Raw genomic sequence first — 26,667 nt, forward strand, 5'->3', positions numbered from 1 at the left:
ATCAGGCGGCCGAGCACTCGATGAGTCACGCTTGAGCTGCCGGCTGCCCCACGCGAGCGTCGTCGACGCCATTGTGCCGCGACCAGGCGATCAGCGCGATACCGGCAACAATCATCGGCAGTGACAACAGCTGCCCCATGGTCAGCCAGTCGAAGGCGATAAAGCCGAGCTGCGGGTCCGGGCGCCGGAAGAATTCGGACAGGAATCGAAACGCGCCATAGCAGATCAGGAAGAGGCCCGAGATGAAGCCGCGTCGACGAGGCGACAAGGACGCCATCCACAGCACCCCGAACAGCACGACGCCTTCCAGAAAGAACTGATACAGCGAAGAGGGATGGCGCCCCTGCCCGCCCATCCCCGGAAACACGAGCGCCCAGGGGACGTCCGTCACGCGGCCCGGCAATTCATGGTTGATGAAGTTGCCGATACGCCCTGCGCCGAGCCCGATCGGTACCAGCGGCGCGATGAAATCCGTGAGCTGGAAGAACGCCAGACCATGCTTGCGCGCGAACAACAGCGCCGCCAGCAGCACCCCCAGCAGGCCACCGTGAAAACTCATGCCGCCGTCCCAGACCTGAAAGATCCACAGCGGGTTGTCCAGAAACCGATCGAAACCGTAGAACAGCGCATAGCCGATACGACCGCCGAGTACGACCCCCAGCGCGCCATAGAACAGCATGTCGCCGATGTCATCGGGCTTCAGTCCCAGGCGGTCGGCACGTCGACGTCCCAACCACCAGGCTCCCACGAAGCCGATGACGTACATCAGCCCGTACCAGTGAATCTTGAGCGGGCCCAACGAAACGGCCACCGGATCGATCTCGGGGTAAGCCAGCATGCTTTCTCCTTGGCTACGGGATGGTCCAGATCGCGAGTCAGCCAATCATCAGCTTGACCCCTACCACGATCAGCAGGAGGGCAAAGATACGTCGCAGCGTTCTGGCAGGCAATGCATGGGCGACTTTGACGCCGACTCGAGCCATCGGCACGCTGGTCGCCATCAGGCCGAGAAAGGCTGGCCACATCACATAGCCGGTCGCGCCGGCCGGCAGCGTCATCTCGCTCCAACCCACGGCGATATTGGTGACGGTGCCGATCAGCGCGATCGGCAAACCGATCGCCGAGGACGTTCCCACCGCTTCCGTCATCCGGCTGGTGAAACGTGACAGCCAGGGCACCGACATCACCCCACCGCCGACACCGAACAGGGTCGAGACGCCGCCGATCACGGCGCCGGCTGCCGTCATTGGCCAGCGTCGCGGCACTTGCCCCTGAGTCGCGGGCGGTCGCGTCAACAGCATCTTCAGCGCCATCACCACCGCAAAGACACCAAACAGCCGAGTCAGCGCATGACCGGGTAGCGCCGACGCCAGCAGCACACCGAGAACGCCGCCTGCGAGCAGACCCGGGATCATCAGCCGCAGCCAGTCTCGACGCACGCTGCCGCGACGCCAATGCCCCCAGGCCGACGAGGCGCCGGTGACCACGATCGTCGCCAGCGACGTACCCACCGCCAGATGCGCGACGACAGAAGGATCGAAGCCTTGCGCCAGAAAGGTAAAGACCAGCGCGGGAACGATGACGATGCCACCACCGATACCGAAAACGCCCGCCATCAGGCCAGCGGCGGCACCGACCACGAGATAGATCAGGATCGCGGTCAGCATGGAATGCTCCTGGCCTGCTCGATATCGCTGGAGGGGAGCGTGGCACCCATGCGGGTTGGCGCAGCGGCCGGAATGGTGAAGGCTGGCATGAAGCGATCCTGTAGGCGCAAGGTATCGGTTGATGTTGAGAGCGAGAGCCAAAGATCGAACGCCGAAACCGGGCAGAGATTTCGACCGCGGATCGCTAGCATGCTCATGTTACGCTGCCGCCAGGATGGTGTCATGGCACCGTCTCTCGACCGGATCGCTTTGCCAATCAGGAATCCATGCCATGTGCTTGATCGTATTCGACTGGCAGCCTCGATCCGAGGTGAAATTGCGCCTCGCTGCCAATCGCGACGAATTCCACGCCAGGCCAGCCCAGGCACTGCATCGCTGGCCTGACGCCGAACTGATCGGTGGCCGCGACCTGCAGGGCGGGGGAACCTGGCTTGCCGCGACGCCCTCGCGCGTGGCCGCGCTCACCAACGTTCGCCAACCGGGACCGGCCGCGGCACCCGGCGCGCCCAGCCGAGGCGAACTGGTGCGTCAGGCGCTGGAGACCGACGATCCGGTCGCTTGGCTGGAAACCCTGGCCGCGGGCGGCGCCGAACGGTACGCCGGATTCAACCTGCTGCTGATGTCGGGCCATCGGCTGTGGACGCTTCATCACGACCATCGAGTCACCCACTGGCAACTCGTGTCCGCCGGCATTCACGGCCTGTCCAACGCCAGCCTCGACACGCCCTGGCCCAAGCTCGTTCAGGCGCGGCACGCCCTGCAACAGGCGTTGACGGCGCCGGACTGGCGAGTCGACCTGTGGTCGGCCATGCGCGATGCCCGCCAGGCACCGCTCGACGAGCTCCCCGATACCGGCGTCGGCCAGGATCTCGAACGCGTTCTCTCGCCGGCATTCATCGAGGGCTACCACTACGGGACGCGAGCCACCACGCTGGTGACGGCCGCTGCAGGGAACACGATGCTGGAAGAGCAGCGATTCGACCCTGGCGGCGTGCCGGCAGACAACATCACGCGATTGGCGACGCGCGCAACGGGAACGGATCAGTCCTGAGGCGGAAGCAGGTGACCTATCTGCCAATCGTTCAGCCGCTGGCGCAGGTGCGCTCTGACGACCGCGGTGGTCGGCAACGAGAGCGTTTCCGACACCAGCGAGCGCGCATCCTCGATACTGACGCGCCGAATGGCCGCTCGCACCCGAGGCAGGCTGGGCGCGTTCATCGACAGCGCGTCGAAGCCCATGCCCATCAACAGCAGTGCGCCGGCGGGATCGCCGGCCAGTTCGCCGCAGACGGAGGCCGGCACGCCGAGCTGCTGGCTCTCCGTCGCCAGGCGCGCCAGGGCATTGAGCACTGCCGGGTGACAGGCGTCGTAGAGACTGGCCACTCGGGCGTTGTTGCGGTCGACCGCCAGGAGATACTGGGTCAGATCGTTGCTTCCCACCGAGAAGAAATCGACGCGCTCCGCCAGCGCCGATAACTGGTAGAGCGTGGCCGGTACTTCGATCATCACCCCGACCTTGGGCGAGGCGACCTCGATGCCATCCTCGGCGAGTTCCTCGCGAGCTCGCGCCAGCAGGCGCAGTGCGGTATCGACCTCGTCCACACTGGTGATCATCGGCAGCAGGATGCGCAGATTGTCCAGCTCGCGCGATGCCATCAGCATCGCCCGCATCTGCACCATCAGCACTTCCGGGTGATCGAGCGTGACCCGAATGCCTCGCCAGCCAAGAAACGGATTGGCTTCGTTGATCGGGAAATAAGGCAGGTCCTTGTCGCCGCCGATATCGAGCGTTCGCATGACCACCGGCAGCGGTGCAAAGCTGGAAAGCTGCTCGTGGTAGAGGCGGGTCTGCTCCTGCTCGCTGGGGAAGCGCTCGTTCATCATGAACGGGACTTCCGTCCGGTACAGGCCGACACCGCTGACCCGTGGCTTGAGCTGCGCCACGACATCCACCGCCAGCCCCGTATTGACCATGAGCGGCATCTTGTAGCCATCGGAGGTCTCGCTGGGCAGATGCTGCTCGTGCTCGAGCACCTCCGCCAGCGCCTGCTCCTCCTTGATCAGGCGTTCATAGCGTTTGGCCAGTTGAGCATCGGGCCGCACGAACAGCCGGCCCCGGTGTCCGTCGAGAATCGCCTTTGCCCCGTTGATGCGCGGCAGCGGCAGATCGACCATGCCCAGCACGGTGGGAATGCCCATGGCGCGGGCCAGAATGGCGACATGCGAATTGCTGGAGCCGCGAATCGAGACCAGCGCCGCCAGACGCCCCCTGGGCAGCTCGCCGAGCGTTGCCGCACTGATCTCGTCACCTACCAGAATGGCATTGTCGGGGTAGGTCGATGGCGTCAGTTCATTGCCTTCCTGCAGACGCGCCAGCACGCGGCGCCCCAGATCGCGGATATCCGCCGCTCGCTCGCGAAGATAGCCGTCGTCGACCCGCTCCAGGTATTGCGTATGGCGCCGCACCACATCGGCCAGCGCCCCCGGCGCCCACTGCCCTTCGCGAATCCGCTTTTCGACCTCGTTGCCCAGCGCCGCATCGCCCAGCATCTGCTGATAGACATCGAACAGCGCCAGCTCCTGGGTGGAAATACGGCTGGCAAGGCGCGCGCCGGCCTTGCGGATATCTTCGCGCACGTGGGCCAGAGCCGCATGCAGGCGAACCACCTCGGCATCCGGGTCGGTGGGGATCAGATCGGGAACGCTATCCAGGTCCGCCGGCGGCGCGATCACCACGATCTCGCCGATGGCCATGCCCGGCGATGCCGCCACGCCGGAAAACATCGCCTGACCGTCAGGCTCGGCGCGGCGATTGAGCGTCCCCGATACCAGCGCATGAGCCAGCACGCCGGCCAGCTGCGCCGCCATGGTAACCAGAAACGCCTCGTCGCCCTCGTCGAAGCGACGCTTTTCCTGCTGCTGAACCACCAGCACGCCCAGCATTCGCCGCTGGTGGATGATGGGCACACCCAGGAAACTCGAGAATCGCTCCTCTCCGGTCTCGACGAAATAACGGAACTGCGGATGCGCAGGCGCATCCTCGAGATTCAACGGCTCTTCCCGCTGACCGACGAGTCCGACCAGCCCTTCACCGAGCCGCATCGTCACCACGCCTACGGCCTGGGTTCGCAGGCCAATGGTGTCCATCAGCACCAGACGATCGCGCTCGCGGTCGAACAGGTAGATGGAACAGACATCGGTGCGCATCGCCTTACGGATGCGACGTACCATGGTGGCCAGCGCGGCATCCAGGCTACGGGCGCCGTTGACTTCCTGAACGATGCGGCGAAGAGTATCGAGCATGGGCCTTTTTCTTGTGGGCGAGGAGATCCTCGTGGTGGCTTCGGGTGGACAGCGCCAATCCCCGAAACCTCAACCGGGTATCGGCATCAGAATCGGGGAGCGTGGCCCGTGAACTCAAACAGCAGGGTCGTTCTACAGCCTGGCCATTTCCTCCAGCGACAGTCGATGAAAATCTGGCGCCAGCTCCCGCAACGCGCGTCGGTAGACCTCACGCTTGAAGGAGACCACCTGCCCTAAAGGATACCAGTAACTCACCCATCGCCAGCCATCGAATTCCGGCTTGGGGGTGCTATCCACGCAAACCCGACTGTCGTGACAGCGAATCTTCAGTAGAAACCACTTCTGTTTCTGGCCAATACAGATCGGTTTCGAGTGTGTCCGGACCATGCGCCGGGGCAGACGGTAGCGTAGCCATCCTCGCGTACAGGCAACGACATCGACATCCTTGGATGTCAGCCCGATCTCTTCCTCCAGTTCCCGGAAGAGTGCCTGATGCGGCGTCTCGCAAGCATTGATACCACCCTGCGGAAATTGCCACGCCTCCTGTCCCGCCCGACGCGCCCAGAGCAGCTGGCCGTCACAGTTGGCAATGATGATGCCAACGTTCGGCCGAAAGCCATCGGCGTCTATCACAGCGTTCACCTTAGCTCAATCGTCGTTGGGATCATTCTTCCACAAAGCGAGAAAGGGCATCAATACGCCTTAAGCCAACCGGCCATAAAACCTTCACTCAAATCCTTCGGTTGCACCCACTGCCCCATCGGAATCCCGATCGGTCAGGTTGAGGCATAGCTTCATAGGGGATTATCCTCAGGCCACGTCGACGACAGCGGTTTCTCGAGCCGTTGCCGGGATGCGCGCGTGGGCAAAGGGGCGGGAGTTTGCGATACTGCCGAGCGCTCGTATTCATCGCTGAACCGACAAGCGTTCGACACTGTCAGGAGCTGACTGACAGACCTCGCTGACAAGACTTGTCGAAAAGACCTGGCCGAAAAGACCTGGCCAAAAAGACTTCGACCTACCAAGACGCGCCGCACGCCAACACGGGAGCCCACCTTTGAGCCTGGCCATCTTCGATCTCGACAATACCCTGCTGAGCTGTGACAGCGACCATTCCTGGGGCGAATTCCTGGTGGAACAGGGCGCCGTGGACGGCGAAAGCTATCGCCGTGCCAACGATCAGTATCTGCAAGACTATCAAGCCGGCCAGCTGGATATCATGGCGTATCTTTCGATGGCGCTGAAACCGCTGAGCGAGCATAGCGAGGCGCAACTCAACGCCTGGCACCAGCAGTTCATGGCCTGCAGGATCGAACCCCATATTCTGCCGCGGGGCGAGACGCTGCTGGCCTGGCATCGTCAACGGGGCGATTTCCTGCTGATCGTCACCGCGACCAACCGCTTCATTACCGGCCCCATCGCCGAGCGCCTCGGCGTCGACGATCTCATTGCCATTGAAGCGGAGCGCGAGAATGGACGCTACACCGGTCGTGTCGAAGGGGTTCCCAGCTACCGCGAAGGCAAGGTCACGCGCGTCATGCAGTGGCTGGACGATCACCCCACCCTGACCCTGGACGACGCCTGGTTCTACAGTGATTCGATCAATGATCGTTATCTGCTGGAGGCCGTGAGCCAGCCGGTGGCGGTCGATCCCGACGACGAGCTCAGAGCCCTGGCGAGTGAGCGGGCGTGGCGCATACTGTCTCTGCGCTAGTCCTCGGCGGCGTTCGAGCGTGGCGAGCCGTGTTCGAGTCAGGCATGGAGGGTTGCGACAGTCTGCCGACGTCACAAAAGCCAAGCCCCGACCAGGGCCGGGGCTTCAGGTAGAACGAAAGGCACCATCAGTCGGTGCGAACGGACCGATCGTCAGGCGCCTTCGCCACGTCGGCAGCGGAAGGCGCATGGACCGCATGCAGACGGCTGATGAGCTGGTCTTCCAGCGCGAAGCGCTCTGTCATCGTCGCGCCCAGCTTATCGAGCCAGCCGGGAAGACGGTCGGTATAGCGCTGACAGCGCGCTGGCGTGGCGTACTCGTTATCGAAATCGAGCACCATCTGCGTCGATGCATCGACACGGGCCAATAGCTTGTCTGCCACGTCGAGCGCTTCGCGGTCGTCGAAGGCTCTAGCCTCCTCGCGCAGCTGTGGATAGATCTCGAAATGTCCGGCGCTGATGTAATCCATCAAGGCTTCGCTGAAAGCATCGATGCGCTCTTTCGACACCGCCGAGAGATCGCCATCGCAGAATTCGCGGAGATCGACCAGTGTCACCAGCATGTCGTGGCGCTGGTCCAGCCATCGATCGATCAGCGTATGAACGCCACCCCACCGTTCCTGGGCGGTTTTGCAATCTTCCAGCATGATCAGACTCTCCCTCGTCGCCTGTTTCCCGGGAGGCATCGAACCCGATTCAGGACGCCTGCCCCGCCGGTTCGCGAACCGTTTTGCCACTGTAGCGCAATCGGGACACGATCATCATCACCGGAATGATGACCAGGACGACGAAACCCAGTAGCGTCCACTGCGGCAACGTCACACCCCACAGCGACCCCTCGACCAACGCACACTCTCCGGAGCCGTGCAGCACCCGCGCCATGACGTCCCACAATGGCAGCATGTCCATCATGTAATCCAGACCCGGTCCGCAGCTGGGGACACTATCCGGAGGCAGCGTCTGCAGCCACACGTGCCGACCCGCCACGCCGATGCCACCCAGCACCGCCAACAGAGAGAGCGCCGCGTAGACGAGACGGCCGCCGCGTGCGGGGTTGTGAATCGCGCCGATCAGGAACACGACACCCGCGGATATGACCGCGACGCGTTGAAAGATGCACAGCGGGCAAGGCTCCAGGCCGACGCCATACTGGAGATAGAGAGCGACGGCCATCATGAAGCAGCACATCAAGAGGCCCAGCAAACACCACTGACGAGTACTGGCCTGTGCCATCCAATGCTTGATTTGCATGTCCTTTCCCACTGAATGCCGGCGCACGTTCGCGCCGGCGGTTTTCATCCTCGACGACCGCCGGTCACAAGTACGTTCGACGACAGTCGATCCTGGGTACGCTCGATGAACGCCAATGGTTCACTGACTCACGTCGCCGACCGAGGTTCCCTCGCCCGCTGGAAATATTCGGCGAGAAACTGGCCGAACGAGAGCCTGTCTTCGGCTTCGATGTCATGCTGCTGTTGATGCGATGTCTCGACCAGTTGGGAAAACAGTTCGGCGCGCGCCTCGTCCATCGGCGTCGAACGCCAGTGCTGCGCCTGCTCCTTGGCCAGATCGGCAATGAAATCCGCCCACTCGCCACCATGCGCCTCCAAGGCACGCAGCATCTGCGCGGAAGGCGTCAGCTCGGGGTCATCCAGGCGCGGGGCAATGGCGGCAATCGCGGCAACATGAAGATCGTCTCCCTCGAGGGTATCGAGCAATTCGGCCACCTTGCGCATGCCTTCGATGATCTCGTGGCCGCGAACACGCAGCGACACCCGACGATCCCCGATCTGCAGCTCGAGCGCCGGGTCGCGCCCCTGCTCGACGACCAGCCGGCGATTGTCGTCCAGGCGGTCGCACTCCTCGTCAGGGATCCAGGGGCTTTCGGAAAGCAGGCACCAGAGCAGGAAGGTATCCATGAAACGCATCTGCGGCTCGTCGATCCCCAGCGGCAGAAACGGGTTCAAATCGAGACAGCGCACCTCGATATATTCCACGCCGCGCGCTTCAAGGGCCTGAGTTGGCGTCTCGTCATGTCGCGCCACGCGCTTGGGCCGAATGTCACTGTAATACTCGTTCTCGATCTGCAGGATATTGGCACTGAGCTGCCGCCATTCGCCATCGACATCGACGCCGATCCGGCGATAGCCAGGCCATTCGGTCGAGATCGCGTTGCGCAGCGTCCCCACATAGTTGGAGAGCGAGTTGAAGCAGATCTTCAACTGCTCCTGCACCTTGTTCTGATAACCCAGATCGGACATCCGCAGACTGGTGGCGTAGGGCGCATAGAGGGTCTTGTCGCCCAGCGGCTTCAGCTTGTCGCAGCGGTCATCGCCGCCCTCTTCCCCCAGAAAGCTCCGATCCAGTGCCGGCGAAGCACCGAACAGGTAGAGCAACAGCCAGCTGTTGCGACGGAAGTTGCGAATCAGGTCGAAGTAACGCGTCGAACGGAAGCCCTGCAGCGACTCCTCCTGGCGCCCTTCCATTTCCTGCAGCATCGGCCAGATATCGTCCGGCAGCGACACGTTGTAATGGATTCCGGCAATCGACTGCATGATGCGGCCGTATCGCGCGTCGAGCCCCTTGCGGTACACATACTTCATGGTACCGATGTTGGACGTGCCATAATCGGCGATCGGAATACTGTCGTTACCCGCCAGCCGCGCCGGCATGCTGGCCGGCCACAGCCACTCGTCATCGAGCTTGCGGTAGGTGAAACGCACCAGATCGCCCAGAAACGAGAGTGCATCGGCGGGACGACAGTAAACCGGCGTGATGTACTCGAGCAGCGCTTCCGAATAATCGGTCGTGATATGCGGATGGGTCAGCTTGGAACCGAGCGCATGCGGGTGAGAGGTCTGCACGATGGCACCCTTCGCATCGACGCGTAGGCCTTCCTTCTCGATGCCACGGCGCAGGCGACCCAGCAATCCCTTGCGGGCCGGCGCCATCAGTTGGCCAACGTTCTTGGCGAGTTGATCAGACACGCTCAACACCTTATCTCGTTGGAGGAGCAGCACTCCCCCGTTTATCCGTGCGTCGACGAGGCGGACGGGACTCGTTCCTGTCCGGTCCGCCTCGAGCAAAATCTCATTATGGAGGCGGCGATAGCACTTTCAAGGCTAACGACTTCTCCGTCGACGCCATTCCCGGCGACATGTTCGATGCCGCTTCCGACGCTATGTCCGCCGCTGAGCCTTGCGCAGCGCCTCGGCCATCGCGCCACCTGGCTGCGCAGGCTGACGGTCGCCGTTGCCCTGACGCGCTTGACGACCCCGATTCGCTTCGCCACCCCGCGACTGGCCGCCGCTCGATCGGCGCTCGCCCGCTGGCGATTTCTCACCCGCTGAGTCACTGAGCCGCATCGTCAGGCCGATGCGTTTACGGGCCACGTCCACCTCCATCACCTTGACCTTGACGATATCGCCGGCCTTGACCACCTGGCGCGGATCGTCGACGAACTTGTCGGCCAGTGCGGAAATATGCACCAGGCCATCCTGATGTACGCCGACATCGACGAAGGCCCCGAAGTGGGTGACGTTGGTCACGACCCCTTCCAGCAGCATGTCGGGCTCGAGATCACCAAGCTTCTCGACCCCCTCACGGAACGTTGCCGCCTTGAATTCCGGGCGCGGATCGCGACCGGGCTTGTCGAGTTCCGCCAGGATATCGATCACCGTCGGCAACCCGAACGTCGCATCGATTCCCAGCGCGTCATCGACGTAATCCGACGGTTTGAGTGACTTGAGATAGCGGCTATCCCCGATCAGACCGCCCAGCTCACGCCCATTGCGTTCGGCGATGCGCGCCACCAGCGGATAGGCTTCAGGATGCACGGCACTGGCATCGAGCGGATTGGTGCCGCCCATGATGCGCAGGAAGCCGGCACACTGCTCGAAGGTCTTGGGCCCCAGTCTGTCGACGCTGAGCAACTCCTTGCGAGTCCGAAACGGGCCTTCGCGATCACGCCGCGCGACGATATTGTCGGCCAGCATCGTGCTGAGGCCCGAGACTCGGGAAAGCAGCGCACTGGAGGCGGTATTGAGATCCACGCCCACGGCGTTGACGCAGTCCTCGATCACCGTTTCGAGACTGCGGGACAGGTTCACCTGGGAGACATCGTGTTGATACTGCCCCACGCCGATCGACTTGGGGTCGATCTTGACCAGTTCGGCCTGAGGATCCTGCAGCCGGCGGGCAATCGATACCGCGCCACGAATCGAGACATCGAGATCGGGAAACTCCTTGGCCGCCAGCTCCGACGCGGAATAGACCGACGCTCCGGCCTCGCTGACCATCACCTTGGTGAGCTGGCGCGGCGCCACGCGCTTGACCAGTTCGGCGGCCAGCTTGTCGGTTTCGCGGCTGGCGGTCCCGTTACCGATCGCCACCAGCGACACCTCATGGCGCTCGACCAGCGTGACCAGGGTGGCCAGCGCCTCGTCCCAGCGCTTCTGCGGCGCGTGAGGGTAGATCACCGCTTCCTCGAGGAAACGCCCGGTGGCATCGACCACGGCAACCTTGCACCCGGTACGCTGACCCGGATCGAGACCCAGCGTCGTACGCGGTCCCGCCGGTGCTGCCAGCAGCAGATCCTTGAGGTTGGCGGCGAAGACATCGATCGCTTCCTGCTCGGCGCGCTCTCGCAGCCGACCCATCAATTCGGTCTCGAGATGCGTGTAGAGCTTGACGCGCCAGCTCCAGCGGACCACTTCTTTCAACCACCGAGAGGCGGCCTGCTCGGCCCCCAGATCGATACCGACATGACGCGCGATCGCTACCTCGGCAGGATGAATCGGCGCGTCGTCTTCGCCGGCCATGGCCAGCGAGAGCGACAGCACGCCCTCCTTGCGCCCTCGAAACATCGCCAGCGCCCGATGTGAAGGCGTCTTGGCGAGACCTTCGTCGTGCTCGAAGTAATCCGAGAACTTGGCCCCTTCCGCCTCCTTGCCCTTGACCACCCGGGCGCGAAGCTGGCCGTCTTCCCACAGCCGTTCCCGCAGGCGACCGACCAGTTCGGCCGCTTCGCTGAAGCGTTCCATCAGTATCTGCTTGGCCCCGTCCAGCGCGCTCTTGGCGTCCTCGATGCCGTGGCCAGCACCGGTAGCGCTATCGGCGAACGCCGCCGCTTCGCGCTCCGGGTCGAGACTCGGATCGCTCAGCAGCCGGTCCGCCAGTGGCTCCAGTCCCGCCTCGCGAGCGATCTGCGCCTTGGTCCGACGCTTCTTGCGGTAGGGAAGGTAAAGATCTTCAAGGCGCTGCTTGGTGGTCGCCGAATTCAGCTCGGCGCGCAGCATCTCGGTCAGCTGGCCCTGCTCGTCGATCGCCTGCAGGATCGCTTCGCGGCGTTCTTCCATTTCACGCAGGTAGCGCAGCCGCTCTTCCAGCGCCCGTAGCTGGCTATCGTCGAGACCGCCGGTGACTTCCTTGCGATAGCGGGAGATGAACGGGACGGTGGCGCCGCCATCCAGCAGTTCGACAGCAGCATTGACCTGAAGCGGGCGAACGCCGAGTTCTTCGGCGATCAACGCAATGATTGCGGTTTGGATCTTGGACATGAAAACCATCACGATGGGTAGGATCGCGCCACGTTAGCACACCGGCGCGAATGGCTCACACCTCGACGCTGCCGGCGTGCCGGAAACCGGACGGGGATGACCGATGGTCATCCCCGTCAATGGCTGCCGTGCAATCGTCGGACATGGCGACTCAAGGTTTTCGATCCGGCACTTCAAGCATCAGCGATCGGGCTATCAGCGCCGGCGAGCAGGCTGACCGCCTCATCCTCGAGGCTGTCAGCGTCCCCATCGGCGCTATCGGCATCGTTGTCGCGTGCTAGAGCACCTGCGGACCGGCCGCCAGGATCGCCGTATCGACGTTATCGAACTTGGTGAAGTTGGCGGTAAACTTGGCCACCAGCGCATTCATCTGCTCGCGGTAGGCTTCCTGATCGGCCCAGGCGTCGCGCGGGTCGAGCAGTTTGGCATCGACACCCTCCACCGCCACCGGAACGTCGAGATTGAGACCGTCGATATGACGGGTCTCGACATTTTTCAGGTCGCCTTCCTGAATCGCGCGGATGATGGCGCGGGTCGTCGGAATGCTGAAGCGGCTGCCGCCCTGGCCGTAGGCACCGCCGCTCCAACCGGTATTGACCAGGTAGACGCGGGATTCGAACGCCTCGATACGCTTGATCAGCAGCTCGGCGTATTCATGTGCCGGGCGCGGAAAGAAAGGCGCGCCAAAGCAGGTCGAGAAGGTCGCTTCCAGGCCGCTGGTGGAGCCCATCTCGGTCGAACCGACCTTGGCGGTGTAGCCGGATAGAAAATGATAGGCCGCCGCTTCCTTGGTGAGCAGCGACACCGGGGGCAGCACGCCGCTCATGTCACAGGTCAGAAAGATGATCGCGTTAGGCTCGCCGGCACGATTCACCTCGATGCGCTTGTCGACGAACTCCAGCGGGTAACCGGCACGGCCGTTCTGGGTAAGGCTGTCGTCGGAGTAGTCAGGCACCCGATCCGCCTCCAGAACCACGTTTTCCAGGACGGTGCCGAAGCGAATGGCATTCCAGATAATCGGCTCGTTCTTGCGCGATAGATCGATGGTCTTGGCATAACAGCCGCCTTCGAAGTTGAAGACGGTGCCCTCGCCCCAGCCATGCTCGTCGTCGCCGATGAGGTAGCGCTCCGGATCCGCCGACAGTGTCGTCTTGCCAGTGCCGGAAAGGCCGAAAAACAGCGTGGTTTCACCATCTTCACCGACGTTGGCGCTGCAGTGCATCGGCAGAACGTCCTTCTCCGGCAGCAGAAAGTTCTGAACCGAGAACATCGCCTTCTTCATTTCGCCCGCATAGCGCATGCCCGCCAGCAGCACTCGGCGCCGTGCGAAATTGATCATCACGGTGCTTTCGGAGCGAGTGCCGTCGCGCTGCGGATCGCAGACGAAATCGGGCGCGCTTAGCACCGTCCACTCGCTCTTGTCCTTAGGATTCCAGTTGTCGGTACGCACGAAGAGATTGCGCCCGTAGAGGCAATGCCAGGCCGTCTGCGTGACGACGCGGATCGGCAGGTAATACTCCGGATCGGCGCCGACATGCAGCTCCGAAACGAAAGTATCGCCGCCCGCCAGATAATCCTCGACCCGCTCCCATAGCGCATCGAAAACATCAGGGCCGATTGGACGATTGACCTGCCCCCAGTCGATCAGATCCGACGTGGAGGGCTCCTCGACAATGAAGCGGTCCAGGGTAGAGCGTCCGGTACGCGCTCCCGTCTCCACCACCAGTGCACCATTGGCGGCCAGCACGCCTTCTCCCCTGACAAGGGCATATTCGACCAGCTCGGCGGTGGTCAAATTGGTGTGCGCTTTGGCGGAGCGGGAATCGCCGGCAGCCTGGAAGGCTTGAGAGGTGGTCATTGTCCAATCCTGGGCGCTAAGGCCTCTGTTCGTGTTTTATCACAGCGTCGAAGATCCGCCGTCCCGGTGACATCACTCTGGGACAGGCGACCTCGGCGTCTGGCGGGCGAAAAAGGATCGCCATTATGGCAAAAAGCGCCCGGCGCGCAAACGCCGAACGCTCGATGTCAATTCCGCCTTGATCGAAGCCCGGCTACCACCGAGCGCCGGTATTAGTGCAGCGTCGGCGACGGCGCCTGCGGGGAGTCGATGATCGCCTCGATCTCTGCCGCACTAAAATGGTACTGCGTATGACAAAAATGGCACTGCGTATCGATGGCTTTCTGCTCATCCAGAATGCTGCGCAGCTCGTCGGCCCCGAAAGTGTGCAGGGCGTTGGCGATGCGCTCCCGCGAGCAGGTGCAGCCGAACGCCAGAGGCTTGGGCGTGAACACCCGGGTGGTCTCTTCATGGAACAGTCGATACAGCACGTCCTGCGCCGGCAGCGTCAGCATTTCCTCGGCAGTAATCGTCGCGGCCAGGTGAACGACGCGATCCCAGGCGTCGGGGTCACGATTGGAGGCGTCGTTCGGTAACTGCTGCAACAGCAGGCCAGCGCTGCGCTCGCCATCGGCGCTCAGCCACAGGCGAGTGGCCAGCTGCTCGGACTGCGCGAAGTACTCTTCCAGGCAGCCCGCCAACCGGTCGTGCTCCAACGCCACGATCCCTTGATAGCGATTGCCTTCGGCGGGATCGAGCGTAATCACGATCTGTCCGTCGCCCACCAGTTGGCGCAGCGTCGCATTGTCGGCAAATACCTGATTCTCGTCATAACGTGCGATGGCCCGCAGCTGCCCGCCGGGACTGGATTCGGCCATCAATACATCGACGCCCTGCTTGCCCCGGATTTCCAGGCTGACCGTGCCATCGAGCTTGACGGTCTCGGTCAGCAAGGCAACCGCGCTCAACAACTCACCCAGCTGATATCGAATCGGCTCGGGGTAGTCCTGACGCTCGAGCACTTCTCGGTAGGCGGTCTCCAATTGCACGATCTCGCCGCGTACGTTGGTGTCATCGAAGAGGAAGCGCTGAATTTCGTCGTTCATCAATCGGATCTCGTCGGATGCCGGACGAATCGCTGACGCTCGTCCGGCCATGGCAGAAGGGATGTCGGAAACCGTTCAAGGCGCAGGCGCCGAACGTTCAGTCGTCGCCGTGCTGGCGCTGGAAGCGGTGAATATCACGACGTTGGCGTTTGTCGGGGCGCTTGATCGGCGGCTGCATCAGTTGATTGGCCAACTTCCGCTGGTGCGCCTCGCGCGCGCGACGATCGATGCTGTCCGGCGTCTCGGCATAGAGTGCCTGAGCCTCGGGGGCGCCACGGCGTTGATCCGACAGCGCCAGGACTTCGACGGTCGCATGATCCCAGCCTTGCGGCACCTCGATCAGCGCGCCGACCTCGACGGCCCGGCTGGTTTTCACACGGCCGCCGTTGTAGCGAACCTTGCCACCCTCGATCGCTTTCTTGGCCAGCTGGCGCGTCTTGAAGAACCGCGCAGCCCACAGCCACTTGTCGATACGTATCGTTTCACTCATGGGTCTGTTACCTCGACCTGCCTAGATGGGGGCCGCTGGTCCCGGGTTCAAGCCGGCGTTGCAGGCATCAGCGACGCGAAGCGCTCGACGACGGTAAACGTCGGATGCTTGCACCCCGGTTTGCGGCTGTCGGGCTGATGAATGCCCAGCAGATGGCGGATGCCGTAACGCTGCGCGCTGCCCAGCACCTCGGTGTTGTCATCGATGAAGAGGCTCCGCGCAGGGTCGAACGGATGCAGTCCCTGCATGGCGTCCCAGAATGCCGGCTGCTCCTTGGGCACACCGACATCCGCCGACGACACGATGCGATCGACGTAGCGATCCAGCCCGGTCAGCGGCAATTTCAGCCCGAGGCTCTCGCGATCGGCGTTGGTCGCCAGCACGACCTTCACCGGCGCCGCCTTGAGCCACTCCATGAACGCCAGCGCATCGGCGCGCCAACCGATCAGGTGCGCGACCTCGCGTTTGAGCGCGACGATATCCACCGATAGCTCGCGACTCCAGTGCGCCAGGCTGTACCAGTCCAGCGATCCACGGGCATCGAGGATTCGCGCTTCCAGCGCCGAGCGGTGCGCATCATCCAGCCGATGCAGCTCGACGTAGCGACGTGGCAGGTGCTCGAGCCAGAAGTGGCTGTCGAAATGTAGATCGAGCAAGGTACCGTCCATATCCAGGAAAACGGTATCGATCGTGTTCCAGTCGATCATCGGAGAATTCTCGGCCGTCAGGTGAAGGAAATCCTCTCGCGGAACGCCCCTATTCTCGCCAGGATGCATCAGGGTCATTTCCCACGAGGACAAGCGTCGATTATTGTACCCAGTGCAACCCGCCCGATGCACGGAGGCCGCATGGTGCCGACAGACTCTCCCTCGAAATCCTCGATCAAGCCGGCGATTCTCGCCCGGCGCAATGTCGCCCAGAGCGAACTGTTCGCCATCGAATCGCTCGACCTGCGCTTTGCCAACGGTGCGGAGCGGACTTTCGAACGCTTGAAGGGCAAGGGCCGCGGTGCGGTGATGCTGGTGGCGATGCCGGATCCGGATCACGTGCTGCTGATTCGAGAATACGCGGCGGGCTTCGACGAATACACGCTGACGCTGCCCAAGGGGCTGGTCGATCCCGGCGAAGATATCATCACGGCAGCGAATCGGGAGCTGATGGAAGAGTGCGGCTATGGGGCCAACCGCATCGAACCACTGGTGGAGCTGTCACTGGCCCCCAACTACATGAATCATCGCATCCAGGTGATGCTGGCCAGCGATCTCTACGAAAGACGCCTGGAAGGCGACGAGCCCGAACCGCTGATCGTCGAGACGCATGCCATCGACGACATCGTCGGGCTATTGGCTCGCGATGACTTCCACGAGGGTCGGGCCATTGCGGCGCTGTTCATCGCTCGCGAGAAGCTGCGCAGCGAGCGTGAATCGGAAAGCTGGTGGTAGGTTTGTCACTTTCACCCAGGTACGACCCACCATGTTTCCTCCGAATCCATGCTTCGAGTCCGTGCCTCGAAGCTCGCGCTTTGAATTCGTGCCTTGAAGACGACGATCGCCCCGCTCAGCGGGGCGATCGTCGACAGTAATGCCAGTTTTCGGAGCCTCTATCGCGAGACTTCAAACTGCTTAGTTGGGGTCCACATCCTGCGCGGAGTCGACGCCGTGGTTGTTTTCCATATCGTCTTTCATGGCACCCTTCGCGGCAGAGGTATCCTGCGCAGTACCGCCTTCGGCTTTCAGGCTGCCCGGCTGCGTATTGGCAGAACCGGTCTGCGCGTTGTCAGTGTCGGGCAGGTTGTTCTCGGTCGGGAGCGAACCGCTAGTGTCGCCGGCCGCAGTACCACCCTGTGCTTTGGTCGTGTTGTCACCGGACTGGGTGTTGGCCGAGCCGGTCTCCGGGCTGACGCTGGGCGCCTGATCCTGAGCAAAGGCGCCTGCCGTCGGAAGAGCGATGAGTGCGGCAAAAATGGCGGCGTTGACTTTTTTCATTTGAATCCTCCGTAATTCATCCTGATTCGCGACACGGTCCCAGCAGCCATTGCCAATGCTGCTTGTGTCACGTCGACTTGCCTGAGCAATCTATACAAAACCTAGACAACAATTCGTCAGTTAGCAAATCTTGCCGCCAGATTGTTCCTCGCTGTCGTAGCATTCGATAAATCGTCGCGCGACCGGCGACAGCTCTCGATCCCGGCGCCAGAGCATCTCGAAAGCGGGATTGCGCGTCTTGAAGCAGTAGCTCACCCGAGCCAGATGGCCCCGCTCCACCTGCTCGCGCGCAATCCGCTCTGGCAGCAGCGCCAACACTCCCTTGTCTCGCTCCAGCATCGCCAGAATGGCATATGTCGACGAAATCTCGATCGCCTGCACCGGTTGCGATAGACCGGCGGTCACGAACTCCTGCTCCAGCATTCGCGGCATGCTGACGGGATAGACGATCCACGCCTGTCTGGCCAGCGTGGTGAAATCGGGCTGCCCGACCTCGACCAGCGGGTGCCCGGGATTGGCGACCACCCACAGCGGCTCGGGAAAGTGGCCGTGGCATTCGTAGTCGCCCGGGCGCCGACCGAAGTTGGAACGACACAGCGCGACATCGATCCGCCCGTGGTCGAGCAGACGCAACAACCCTTCGCTCGTATCCTCGATGACCTGCAGCGACAGCGACGGCTGCTCGGCACGAACCTTGACGATGGTCTCGACGATCGCGGCGATGGCACCCATCGTGCCGCCCACCGCCAGATGGCCGCCGTAGCCCTGCTGTATACCGATCATCTCCTCGCGCAGATGCGCCACGTCGGTCTGAATCAATCTGGCGTAGCGAATTACGCAACGCCCCAGATCGTTGGCTTGCAATCCTCGCGCGCTTCGCAGGAACAGTGGCGACCCCAGCGTCGACTCGATCTCGTTCAACGCGCGTGTCGCGCCGGGCTGGGAGATAGCCACCTGCTCGGCGGCCTTGTGAATGGAGCCGCACTCGTCGAGCGCCATCAATAGACGCAGCTGGCGCAATCGCAGGCGCGACATCAACGTTTCCAGCGTCGGGGGCATCGACGAATCCTCTCGCTCACGATGTGACTAGAAATAAGACTTTGGCCGAATGCGCCGTCGTTATCACTCGATCAGTAACTCTCAGTAGTGCATTGCAGAGCGAGCGGATAGGGTGTGGCTACCAGCAATATCCTAATAAACCGCTGATTATAAACGACTTTAAGTCTAAAGTCGCATAGACCAAAGTGGCACCAGCCGCTCGAGGAGCCGATTCATGGCACTGATCGACCATACCACCGAGGCACCCGCCTCGATCATTCGCCTGCACGAACGCGATGATGTCGTCATCGCACGCGTACCGCTACCCAAGGGGACCGAGGTCCTGCCGGGCATCGTCCTGACAGGAGCGGTGCCCGCCGCCCACAAGATCGCCGTCCGGGATCTTCGGACGGGAGACATGATTCGCCGCTACGGCCAGATCATCGGCCGCGCCACACAGCCCATTGCACCCGGTGACCATGTCCATGTTCACAATCTGAGTATTGGTGACCTCGAAGGTGCCGGACACGAACAGGACTATGCCATCGGTAGCGAGGTCACGCCCGTCGAGCGGATTTCCCCCACCGCCACGTTCATGGGTATCCAGCGCACGGATGGCCGAGTCGCCACACGCAACTACATCGGCATTTTGACCTCGGTCAACTGTTCGGCCACGGTCGCTCATGCCATCGCCGATCATTTCCGGCGCGACGTTCACCCCGAAGCAATGGCGCCCTATCCCCACGTGGATGGCGTGGTCGCCCTGACCCACGGCGTCGGTTGCGCAGTGGCAGCGGATGGTGAGGCGCTGCAGATGCTGCAGCGCACGCTGGCCGGATACGCGCGCCATGCCAATTTCGCCGCCGTGCTGGTCATCGGCCTGGGCTGCGAAACCAATCAGATCGATGCCTTGATCGAGTCCCAGGGCCTCAAGCCGGGCCCCAAACTGCACCCTTTTACCATCCAGCAGATCGGCGGCACCACCAAGGCCATTGCCGAAGGCATACGGCACATCAAGCAGCTGCTCGGCGAGGCCAATCAGGTCGAACGCACGCCCTGCTCGGCCGAACATCTGCGGGTCGCACTGCAGTGCGGCGGCTCCGATGGCTACTCCGGCATTACCGCCAATCCGGCATTGGGCGTTGCCGTCGACCGGCTGATCGCCCATGGGGGCAGCGCCGTGCTCGCCGAGACGCCGGAAGTCTACGGCGCCGAGCATCTGCTGACACGTCGGGCAGTCAGTCCCGCCGTCGCCCACAAGCTGATCGAGCGTATTCATTGGTGGGAAGAATTCTGCCGCGTGCGTGGTGCCTCGCTCGATAACAACCCCTCGGCCGGCAACAAGGTCGGCGGGTTGACCACGATCCTCGAGAAATCGCTGGGCGCCGTGGCCAAGGCTGGCACCACGCCGCTGGTCGAAGTGCTGGAATACGCCGAGCCGATGCGCGAACGCGGCCTGGCCTTCATGGATTCTCCCGGATTCGACCCCGTTTCGGTCACTGGGCAGGTGGCCAGCGGCTGCAATCTCATCGCGTTCACCACCGGCCGTGGCAGCGCGTTCGGCTGCGCACCGGTGCCATCCATGAAGCTTTCGACCAACACCGCGCTGTGGCGTCATCAGTCGGATGATATGGATATCAACTGCGGCGTCCTGACCGACGGCGACGTCAACCTGGAACAGCTCGGCGAGCAGATATTCCAGCGCTTTCTGACATTGGCTTCCGGCGAGCGCAGCCAAAGTGAACGCCACGGCTACGGGCAACAGGAATTCGTGCCCTGGCAGATCGGCGTCATTACCTGAATTCAACGCCCTTCCGCTACTTTTCGTGCGCGATTTGGGCTTCCGTTTGTCAACCAGGCTTTTCGCTCTTAAATCAGCGGGCGCCGTCGCTGACGGCGTCTGATCATGATAGGCATGGAGAAAATCGCATGTCGGCTCCTGTATCTCGCATCCCCATCTACGACACACTCAATCGTATTCCCGGCGGCCTGATGATCGTGCCGCTGATACTCGGTTCGATCGTGGGTACACTAGCGCCCTCCGCGCTGGAGATCGGTAGTTTCACGACCGCGCTGTTCAAGGATGGCGCCATGGCCTTCATGGGCCTGGTGATCTTCGCCACCGGCATGCAGATCACTCCACGCAATGCCGGCCCCATTGTCGGTACCGCCAGCGTCATACTTTTAACCAAGAGCCTGATTCCCGGTGTTCTGATCGCGGTGCTCGGTTTGACCACAGGTATGCACGGCCTGTTCGGCATCTCGATTCTGGCCATGCTGGCCGCGATGGATAACAGTAACGGCGGTATCTGGCTCGCCTTTACCGGACGCTACGGTGATCAACGTGATCGCGGCGCCTACATCGCCAGCGCGATCAATGATGGTCCGTTCTTCACCCTGATTTTGATCGGAGCATCGGGGCTGGCAGACATTCCTCTGGAAGTCTTCATGGCCGCGATCATTCCGCTATTGCTGGGCATTCTGGTGGGCAACCTCGATCCAAAATGGACCGAGGTTCTGCGTCCGGTACCGGAGATGGTGATTCCATTTTTCTCCTTCGGGCTCGGCACCGGCATCAATCTCACCGATGTATTACATGGAGGCATTACCGGACTGGCGCTGGGCTTGATCGTCGCCCCTTTTACCGGAGGACTAGTCTATCTAGGCTATCGATACCTGCTGAAACGCGGTCCACGTAGCGGCATCGGCTTCGCCGCTGGAACCACTGCCGGTAATTCCATTGCGACGCCAGCGATCGCTGCCGCGGCCGATCCTTCGCTCCAATCCTATGTCGGCGTCGCAACGACCCAGGTCGCAGCCTGCGTACTGGTTTCCGCCCTGATGGCACCAGCCATCGCCTCGTGGCTGCTCAAACGCAACGGCGAGCTGCGATCACCGGAAGAAACACGAAAGGAAGTTGCGGAAATCGGCGATGCATCCAACCTGGTGCGGTCTGAGGCAATCATGAAGTGACCGTTCTGGATACCAGTGCCCCAAACGATTCGAGCCAGCGCATTCGCTGGCTCGATCCATTGCAGTGACTGATGGCGACGCCGAACCGCATCAGGACAGGGTGACGACCTGCCCCGACTCGGCGCTTCGAATGCCGGCCTCCAGCATTCGCATGACTGTCAGTGCGTCTTCCGCCGTCACCGGGAGCGGTACCCCGTTCTGAATGGCATCGCGTACCCCGGCATAGTAGGCGAGATAGTCGCCGGGCAGGGTCGCCACCTCGTGCAACTCGGGCTGAATGCCCTCCCGCACCTGACCCACCGTCATCATGCCGTGGCGCCAATCTTCCCCCCAGTACGGCGACGGCAGACGATCGCCGCGCTTGAGCATGTCTTCCTGTGGATCGAGACCGTGCTTGACATAGCTGGCCCGCGTCCCGTGAACGGTGAAACGGGGCCCGGGGACAGACACCAGCGTACCGCCATGCAGTATCACGCGGCACTCCTGGTAGCGAAGTACGGCGTGAAAGTAGTCGTCGACTTTGGCTCCTTCGCGCTGACAGGCGAGATCGAGCGAGATGGCATCCGGCATCCCGAACAGCACCAGACTCTGGTCGAGCAGGTGGGATCCGAGATCGAACCAGGCACCGGCCCCCGGCGCCGGGTCTTCACGCCAACGCTGCGCGACTTCCGGCCGGTAACGATCGAAATGCGACTCGAAATGCACGATCCGGCCCAGCGACCGGGTATCGATGAGTTGACGCACGGTCAGGAAATCCGCATCCCAGCGCCGGTTGTGAAACACCGACAGCAAACGCTTCGCGTCAGCGGCCTGCTCGCACAACTGGCGGGCTTCGTCCGCCGTCACGGTAAACGGCTTGTCGACGACGACATGCTTGCCGGCAGCCAGTGCCTCGCTGACCAGCGGATAGTGGGTCGCATTCGGCGTGGGAATCACGACCAGATCGATATCATCGCGGGCGAAAAGCGCCTGCGGCGTCGGCTCCACCGGCACGCTCGGCCAGTCGACATGAACCTTGTCGGCATCCCGGCTCGCCACGGCCACCAGCGAAAGCCCTTCCTGGGCGGAGATCAAAGGCGCATGGAATCGTTTGCCGGCCATGCCATAGCCGACCAGTCCCACGCGGATGGATTCCTTCATGCGGCGTCCCTTAGAGATGAATTCGCGATCGCTTTGCCGAACGACCGGCGAAGCACGAATTTCCAAGGATATCGCATCCTTCAAGGCAATGATTTACCCCAAACGATGGAGGCGCGCCACAGGATCCGCAGGCCGACGCCGCCGCCTTGCCAGCGCGACGCCAACGGCCAACGTCAAGCTAGCCTGGACATCAGGTAGAGGGAATCGGCGCTCGAGACAGAAACATGCACCGAGCTTGAGAGGAGAGAGAAAGAGAGAAAGAGAGAAAGAGAGAAAGAGAGAAAGAGAGAAAGATAGCGTCGGCCATCAAGCCTTGGCGATGACCAACGGCAGCCGACGCTGCTGCCACGCCGACGGTAGTCTCGCCTCCATCCAGTGTCGCATCGGAGCGACCACGAAGCGCTGCATTAGCAACGCCAGAACGACGATCAGCGCGAGATGGAAAGCCATCGTCCATAGCGGAATCGCGAACTTGAGCGCCGCGTTGCTGCTGTCCGCGATCCAGCTTTCGTGCCATCGCTGTAGAAGCCAGCGTGTCGCTCTCGCAGTCGGCCCGATCAGCGGGGTGTGCAGGGCAAAGATACACAATGCCGATTCTCCTAGGCGCTGGGCCCAGGCGCGTATCGTCGCGCTCTCAGGGGCGCCAAACGTACACACACTCAGCAGTACCAGTCCCTGGAACGGCAGCAGCAGTCCATTGTGGGTCAGATAGTAAAGCTGCAGACCATCCAGCTTCAGTAGCCAGATACCGATCGGCACGCCGCACAGTCCGGCGGCCAGCAGCGGATAGCGAAAACGTCGAAACAGCTCGCTCACGCGCTCCGATTGCCAGGCGCGGTAGAGCAGGATGCCCGTCAGGAACTCGGGCAACCGGAATAACGGGTTACGATGCAGGACGCCGACCGTCACGTAGTCGAACGAGCCTGCCAGCGTCGCCACCAGCGGACCCAGCGCATAGAGTCCCCAGACACCCAATAGCACCAGCCCCCAACGCTGGAGCCGCATCAGTCGCGGGGCCAACCAGGGAAAGCAGGCATAGAAGAAAAGTAACGCCGAAATCGACCAGGACGCACCGTTCAACCACAGAAAGCGAGGCTCCCAGGCCTGTAGCAATGTCAACTGCAGCGCGATATGCCCCAGCGCACTCGGCCACGAGATACGTTCCGCAAATGCCGCGCGCGCTTCGTCGCTCAGCGGGTAGTACGGGTGAGTGTTGAAGTAGACGTAGACCCCTTCGGGCCGAATCGGATATTGCAGCAACAGCAGCCCGATCGATAACAGCATGGTCATCACGTGAATCGGGTAGAGATTGCACAATCGTCTGGCGACGAACGCCGGCCCGTACATTTTCATCTCGCCGGCGTGATCCAGCGCCACGTGAGCGAGCAGGAACCCGGATAGCATGAAAAACGTGCTGGTGGCGAAAAAGCCCATGCCGATGACGCCTCTCAGCATATCGGGCATGTCGCTGTAGATGCCCCCGAAATGGTAGGCGACCATCCACAGCGCCATGAGAAACCGAAGCCACTCCAGCCCGTAATAACGCTGCCGCTTGATAGTGGACATCGCCACCTCCTTTCATACCGCCAGACGACATCCGTCGATCCGATCTGCAGACAGGACTTCGAGAAGCCATCCCCGAGTGGTTGATACCGTGGCTGATAAAACGCCGAGAAGAGTGCGGCCAGTTCGAAGATCGTAAGGGTTTACGAGAAACGTGATGCCTTGGGAGTTGGCCGAACCGCGAGGATCAGCGCGAACGATGGGATATCGTCGCCAAAACGTAATCAGACGGCAACAACATTCATCAATGCGTATCGGCAATCACCGGGTTTTACACAAAGCCGCCACCCCTGTCGCCAATGAACGACACGGTAGTCATCTTCCAACCGCGGTATTTCCGATCGGGAATGCGCTAGTCTGATAAAGGCGAACCGGCCTGGCCCGATCATCCCGTCATGTCTTCGTTCGGCGTCGACATCCTTCACTTTTTCCGGATCAGGAGTCTGCATGAGCCACAATCCCCCCGTCGCGTTCATCACCGGTGCCACATCCGGATTCGGGCGCGCCTGCGCCCATCGCTTTGCCGAGGCTGGATGGGCTCTGGTACTCAGCGGCCGGCGTCAGGAGCGTCTGGACGCGGTCAAACAGCAGCTCGAGGGCAAGGTCCCGGTTCATGTCGCCACGCTGGATGTCCGAGACCGTGAAGCCGTTGCCCGGGTGATCGACGAATTGCCTGCTGCCTTCGAGGCGGTCAAGGTACTGGTCAACAATGCCGGTCTGGCGCTGGGCGCCGGCCCGGCCCAGGAAGCCAACCTGGACGATTGGAAAACCGTCATCGACACCAACATCACCGGGCTGGTCAATGTGACGCGGACGCTGCTGCCGACACTGATCGGGGTCGGTCGCGGTGCCGCCATCATCAACATCAGCTCCACCGCCGCGCTGTGGCCCTACCCGGGCAGCCACGTCTATGGCGCGTCCAAGGCGTTCGTCAATCAGTTTTCCTACAACTTGCGCTGCGATCTCAGAGGCACAGGGGTTCGCGTCACCGACATCGCCCCCGGCATGTCGGAAACCGAATTCACGCTGGTGCGAATGAAAGGGGATCAGAGCGCTCACGACAAGCTCTATGGCGGCGTGGAGCCGATCCAGCCGGAGGATGTCGCCGAGCAGGTCTTCCTGGCCGCGACGTTACCGCCGCATCTCAACATCAACCGCCTCGAGATCATGCCGGTGTGCCAGTCCTGGGGTGGCCTGTCGGTCAATCGAGACGGATGAACGCCGAGCGGAAGGGAAGCCCGCGACTCACTGGAAATTGCAGACGATGGAGAGCAATCTCGATGCTCGACCGCGCTTGCCACCAAGGGCACTCTCGATAATCACAATCACGGATCGACATGTCTGATTCCTCCTCCGCCGCGGCGACCTCCGCTCGCGAGCGGCCACCCCTTTGGCTCACTGCGGCCCCCGGGCTTTTCCTGTTGCTGTGGTCGCTGGGGTTTCCGGTTGCCAAGATCGGCACCCAGCACGTGGACCCGCTGCTTTTCCTGGGTCTGCGATTCGTGCTCGTGCTGGCGATCATGCTGCCGGTCTGGCTGTGGCTACGCCCGCCGATGCCGACCCGGCTCAGCGCCTGGGGCCATCAGGCCGTGGTCGGGTTCCTGATCCAGACCGTCTACTTCGGCTGCTGCTACAGCGCCTTTGCGCTCGGCAGCTCCGCCGGCGTCGTGGCGCTGGTGGTGTCACTGCAGCCAATCCTGGTCGCGCTCGCCGCCCCGGCGATGGTCGGAGAAACCATCGGTACGCGGCGCTGGCTCGGCTTCGGGCTGGGCTTCGTCGGCGCCGTAGTGGTGATTCTGGGCCGATCGACGGTGGAGGGGATAACCACGGGCGGCTTGTTGTTGACCATCGCCGCCCTGCTCGGCATGAGCGGTGCGACGCTGTACGAAAAGCGCTACGGCCAGCCGCTGCATCCCGTCAGTGCCAATCTGATTCAGTACTTCACCGGCTTGCTCACCACGCTGCCGCTAATCGTGCTGTTCGGCCACTTCACGCTCGACTGGGACGGTGCCCTCGTCGGCTCGCTGGCTTACCTGGTCATCGGCAACTCGCTGATCGCGATATCGCTGCTGCTGGCGATGATCCGTCGCGGAGAGGCTTCGCGAGTGTCGGCGCTCTTCTATCTGGTACCGCCGTGCGCGGCGCTGTTTTCCTGGTGGCTGATCGATGAACCCATGCCCGCGGTCTCCTGGCTTGGCATGGCGATCGCTGCCGCCGGCGTCGCCCTGGTCAGCCGCAAGCCCCGCAACCGGCAAGCGTGAGCCCGGCGACGGCGTGCCATGCGGTTCCCTTCG

Annotated in this window: 23 protein-coding genes; 7 read left to right on the forward strand and 16 right to left on the reverse strand. The window is 62.4% G+C overall.

What is annotated here, in order from left to right:
- Positions 1-25 precede the first annotated feature (25 nt).
- Together lgt and BTW07_RS16100 are read right to left on the reverse strand one after the other, a co-directional pair.
- A complete protein-coding gene (lgt, locus tag BTW07_RS16095) occupies positions 26-838 on the reverse strand; it encodes a prolipoprotein diacylglyceryl transferase (protein WP_075571200.1) in 813 nt (270 codons plus the stop codon).
- 37 nt (positions 839-875) lie between these two features.
- Positions 876-1,667, reverse strand: a complete 792-nt coding sequence (locus BTW07_RS16100) for a sulfite exporter TauE/SafE family protein (RefSeq protein WP_075571201.1) — start codon at positions 1,665-1,667, stop codon at positions 876-878.
- Positions 1,668-1,938: 271 nt separating this feature from the next.
- On the opposite strand from BTW07_RS16100, the gene BTW07_RS16105 reads away from it, so the two are divergent.
- On the forward strand, positions 1,939-2,718 hold the full coding sequence (locus BTW07_RS16105; RefSeq protein ID WP_075571202.1) for an NRDE family protein: 780 nt from the start codon (positions 1,939-1,941) through the stop codon (positions 2,716-2,718).
- Here BTW07_RS16105 and ptsP read toward each other — a convergent pair.
- The gene (ptsP, locus tag BTW07_RS16110) at positions 2,709-4,970 is read right to left on the reverse strand and encodes a phosphoenolpyruvate--protein phosphotransferase (RefSeq protein ID WP_075571203.1); all 2,262 of its coding nucleotides are present in this window, start codon (positions 4,968-4,970) and stop codon (positions 2,709-2,711) included. The genes BTW07_RS16105 and ptsP overlap by 10 nt on opposite strands.
- A gap of 132 nt (positions 4,971-5,102) precedes the next feature.
- Positions 5,103-5,603 carry an RNA pyrophosphohydrolase gene (locus tag BTW07_RS16115; protein ID WP_075571286.1) on the reverse strand — a complete coding sequence of 167 codons (501 nt, stop codon included), beginning with the start codon at positions 5,601-5,603 and terminating at the stop codon, positions 5,103-5,105.
- A 424-nt stretch (positions 5,604-6,027) separates the two neighbouring features.
- Between BTW07_RS16115 and BTW07_RS16120 the strand changes: the two genes are divergently transcribed.
- The gene (locus BTW07_RS16120) at positions 6,028-6,684 is read left to right on the forward strand and encodes a histidinol-phosphatase (RefSeq protein WP_075571204.1); all 657 of its coding nucleotides are present in this window, start codon (positions 6,028-6,030) and stop codon (positions 6,682-6,684) included.
- A 127-nt stretch (positions 6,685-6,811) separates the two neighbouring features.
- Here BTW07_RS16120 and rsd read toward each other — a convergent pair whose 3' ends face one another.
- The 8 genes from rsd to BTW07_RS16160 all read right to left on the reverse strand — a co-directional run bounded on the left by rsd (position 6,812) and on the right by BTW07_RS16160 (position 16,381).
- A complete protein-coding gene (rsd, locus tag BTW07_RS16125) occupies positions 6,812-7,330 on the reverse strand; it encodes a sigma D regulator (protein ID WP_075571205.1) in 519 nt (172 codons plus the stop codon).
- A gap of 49 nt (positions 7,331-7,379) precedes the next feature.
- Positions 7,380-7,934 carry a disulfide bond formation protein B gene (locus BTW07_RS16130; RefSeq protein WP_144076938.1) on the reverse strand — a complete coding sequence of 185 codons (555 nt, stop codon included), beginning with the start codon at positions 7,932-7,934 and terminating at the stop codon, positions 7,380-7,382.
- A 128-nt stretch (positions 7,935-8,062) separates the two neighbouring features.
- Complete coding sequence (gene gshA / locus BTW07_RS16135; protein WP_083941976.1) at positions 8,063-9,634, reverse strand: glutamate--cysteine ligase; 1,572 nt, start codon at positions 9,632-9,634, stop codon at positions 8,063-8,065.
- 228 nt (positions 9,635-9,862) lie between these two features.
- A complete protein-coding gene (locus BTW07_RS16140; protein WP_075571289.1) occupies positions 9,863-12,241 on the reverse strand; it encodes a Tex family protein in 2,379 nt (792 codons plus the stop codon).
- A 277-nt stretch (positions 12,242-12,518) separates the two neighbouring features.
- Positions 12,519-14,099: a phosphoenolpyruvate carboxykinase gene (locus BTW07_RS16145; RefSeq protein WP_075571206.1), complete on the reverse strand. Its 1,581-nt coding sequence runs from the start codon at positions 14,097-14,099 to the stop codon at positions 12,519-12,521.
- A 212-nt stretch (positions 14,100-14,311) separates the two neighbouring features.
- Complete coding sequence (hslO, locus tag BTW07_RS16150) at positions 14,312-15,184, reverse strand: Hsp33 family molecular chaperone HslO (protein WP_075571207.1); 873 nt, start codon at positions 15,182-15,184, stop codon at positions 14,312-14,314.
- Positions 15,185-15,281: 97 nt separating this feature from the next.
- Complete coding sequence (locus BTW07_RS16155; RefSeq protein WP_075571208.1) at positions 15,282-15,674, reverse strand: RNA-binding S4 domain-containing protein; 393 nt, start codon at positions 15,672-15,674, stop codon at positions 15,282-15,284.
- A gap of 47 nt (positions 15,675-15,721) precedes the next feature.
- Positions 15,722-16,381, reverse strand: coding sequence for an HAD-IA family hydrolase (locus BTW07_RS16160; protein WP_075571209.1), 660 nt, complete (start codon positions 16,379-16,381; stop codon positions 15,722-15,724).
- Between the two features lie 141 nt (positions 16,382-16,522).
- Between BTW07_RS16160 and nudE the strand changes: the two genes are divergently transcribed.
- On the forward strand, positions 16,523-17,116 hold the full coding sequence (gene nudE / locus BTW07_RS16165) for an ADP compounds hydrolase NudE (RefSeq protein WP_075571210.1): 594 nt from the start codon (positions 16,523-16,525) through the stop codon (positions 17,114-17,116).
- A gap of 180 nt (positions 17,117-17,296) precedes the next feature.
- Here the strand turns inward: nudE and BTW07_RS16170 are convergent, their stop codons facing one another.
- Together BTW07_RS16170 and BTW07_RS16175 are read right to left on the reverse strand one after the other, a co-directional pair.
- The gene (locus BTW07_RS16170; RefSeq protein ID WP_075571211.1) at positions 17,297-17,659 is read right to left on the reverse strand and encodes a hypothetical protein; all 363 of its coding nucleotides are present in this window, start codon (positions 17,657-17,659) and stop codon (positions 17,297-17,299) included.
- A 120-nt stretch (positions 17,660-17,779) separates the two neighbouring features.
- Positions 17,780-18,718, reverse strand: a complete 939-nt coding sequence (locus BTW07_RS16175; RefSeq protein WP_075571212.1) for a LysR family transcriptional regulator — start codon at positions 18,716-18,718, stop codon at positions 17,780-17,782.
- Between the two features lie 214 nt (positions 18,719-18,932).
- On the opposite strand from BTW07_RS16175, the gene BTW07_RS16180 reads away from it, so the two are divergent.
- Together BTW07_RS16180 and BTW07_RS16185 are read left to right on the forward strand one after the other, a co-directional pair.
- The gene (locus BTW07_RS16180) at positions 18,933-20,498 is read left to right on the forward strand and encodes a UxaA family hydrolase (protein ID WP_075571213.1); all 1,566 of its coding nucleotides are present in this window, start codon (positions 18,933-18,935) and stop codon (positions 20,496-20,498) included.
- Positions 20,499-20,626: 128 nt separating this feature from the next.
- On the forward strand, positions 20,627-21,670 hold the full coding sequence (locus BTW07_RS16185; protein WP_075571214.1) for a 2-keto-3-deoxygluconate permease: 1,044 nt from the start codon (positions 20,627-20,629) through the stop codon (positions 21,668-21,670).
- 90 nt (positions 21,671-21,760) lie between these two features.
- On the opposite strand, the gene BTW07_RS16190 is transcribed toward BTW07_RS16185, so the two are convergent.
- Together BTW07_RS16190 and BTW07_RS16195 are read right to left on the reverse strand one after the other, a co-directional pair.
- A complete protein-coding gene (locus BTW07_RS16190) occupies positions 21,761-22,810 on the reverse strand; it encodes an oxidoreductase (protein WP_075571290.1) in 1,050 nt (349 codons plus the stop codon).
- Positions 22,811-23,116: 306 nt separating this feature from the next.
- A complete protein-coding gene (locus BTW07_RS16195; RefSeq protein ID WP_075571215.1) occupies positions 23,117-24,376 on the reverse strand; it encodes an acyltransferase family protein in 1,260 nt (419 codons plus the stop codon).
- A gap of 444 nt (positions 24,377-24,820) precedes the next feature.
- On the opposite strand from BTW07_RS16195, the gene BTW07_RS16200 reads away from it, so the two are divergent.
- Entirely contained in the window at positions 24,821-25,591 is a 771-nt protein-coding gene (locus BTW07_RS16200; RefSeq protein ID WP_075571216.1) for an SDR family NAD(P)-dependent oxidoreductase, read from the forward strand.
- 119 nt (positions 25,592-25,710) lie between these two features.
- On the forward strand, positions 25,711-26,634 hold the full coding sequence (locus BTW07_RS16205; protein ID WP_075571217.1) for a DMT family transporter: 924 nt from the start codon (positions 25,711-25,713) through the stop codon (positions 26,632-26,634).
- The last annotated feature ends 33 nt before the right edge of the window (positions 26,635-26,667 follow it).

Source organism: Salinicola socius (assembly GCF_001937195.1).
GTDB classification, from domain to species: domain Bacteria; phylum Pseudomonadota; class Gammaproteobacteria; order Pseudomonadales; family Halomonadaceae; genus Salinicola; species Salinicola socius.

What these genes read in the sequence shown, in the direction of transcription:
- BTW07_RS16140 (WP_075571289.1), bottom strand. Translation starts at nt 12,241, where the DNA reads ATGTCCAAGATCCAAACCGCAATCATTGCGTTGATCGCCGAAGAACTC.
- BTW07_RS16190 (WP_075571290.1), bottom strand. Translation starts at nt 22,810, where the DNA reads ATGAAGGAATCCATCCGCGTGGGACTGGTCGGCTATGGCATGGCCGGC.
- BTW07_RS16195 (WP_075571215.1), bottom strand. Translation starts at nt 24,376, where the DNA reads ATGTCCACTATCAAGCGGCAGCGTTATTACGGGCTGGAGTGGCTTCGG.
- lgt (WP_075571200.1), bottom strand. Translation starts at nt 838, where the DNA reads ATGCTGGCTTACCCCGAGATCGATCCGGTGGCCGTTTCGTTGGGCCCG.
- BTW07_RS16175 (WP_075571212.1), bottom strand. Translation starts at nt 18,718, where the DNA reads ATGCCCCCGACGCTGGAAACGTTGATGTCGCGCCTGCGATTGCGCCAG.
- ptsP (WP_075571203.1), bottom strand. Translation starts at nt 4,970, where the DNA reads ATGCTCGATACTCTTCGCCGCATCGTTCAGGAAGTCAACGGCGCCCGT.
- gshA (WP_083941976.1), bottom strand. Translation starts at nt 9,634, where the DNA reads ATGGCGCCGGCCCGCAAGGGATTGCTGGGTCGCCTGCGCCGTGGCATC.
- rsd (WP_075571205.1), bottom strand. Translation starts at nt 7,330, where the DNA reads ATGCTGGAAGATTGCAAAACCGCCCAGGAACGGTGGGGTGGCGTTCAT.
- BTW07_RS16100 (WP_075571201.1), bottom strand. Translation starts at nt 1,667, where the DNA reads ATGCTGACCGCGATCCTGATCTATCTCGTGGTCGGTGCCGCCGCTGGC.
- BTW07_RS16105 (WP_075571202.1), top strand. Translation starts at nt 1,939, where the DNA reads ATGTGCTTGATCGTATTCGACTGGCAGCCTCGATCCGAGGTGAAATTG.
- BTW07_RS16145 (WP_075571206.1), bottom strand. Translation starts at nt 14,099, where the DNA reads ATGACCACCTCTCAAGCCTTCCAGGCTGCCGGCGATTCCCGCTCCGCC.
- hslO (WP_075571207.1), bottom strand. Translation starts at nt 15,184, where the DNA reads ATGAACGACGAAATTCAGCGCTTCCTCTTCGATGACACCAACGTACGC.
- BTW07_RS16160 (WP_075571209.1), bottom strand. Translation starts at nt 16,381, where the DNA reads ATGATCGACTGGAACACGATCGATACCGTTTTCCTGGATATGGACGGT.
- nudE (WP_075571210.1), top strand. Translation starts at nt 16,523, where the DNA reads ATGGTGCCGACAGACTCTCCCTCGAAATCCTCGATCAAGCCGGCGATT.
- BTW07_RS16200 (WP_075571216.1), top strand. Translation starts at nt 24,821, where the DNA reads ATGAGCCACAATCCCCCCGTCGCGTTCATCACCGGTGCCACATCCGGA.
- BTW07_RS16130 (WP_144076938.1), bottom strand. Translation starts at nt 7,934, where the DNA reads ATGCAAATCAAGCATTGGATGGCACAGGCCAGTACTCGTCAGTGGTGT.
- BTW07_RS16170 (WP_075571211.1), bottom strand. Translation starts at nt 17,659, where the DNA reads ATGAAAAAAGTCAACGCCGCCATTTTTGCCGCACTCATCGCTCTTCCG.
- BTW07_RS16180 (WP_075571213.1), top strand. Translation starts at nt 18,933, where the DNA reads ATGGCACTGATCGACCATACCACCGAGGCACCCGCCTCGATCATTCGC.
- BTW07_RS16155 (WP_075571208.1), bottom strand. Translation starts at nt 15,674, where the DNA reads ATGAGTGAAACGATACGTATCGACAAGTGGCTGTGGGCTGCGCGGTTC.
- BTW07_RS16205 (WP_075571217.1), top strand. Translation starts at nt 25,711, where the DNA reads ATGTCTGATTCCTCCTCCGCCGCGGCGACCTCCGCTCGCGAGCGGCCA.
- BTW07_RS16185 (WP_075571214.1), top strand. Translation starts at nt 20,627, where the DNA reads ATGTCGGCTCCTGTATCTCGCATCCCCATCTACGACACACTCAATCGT.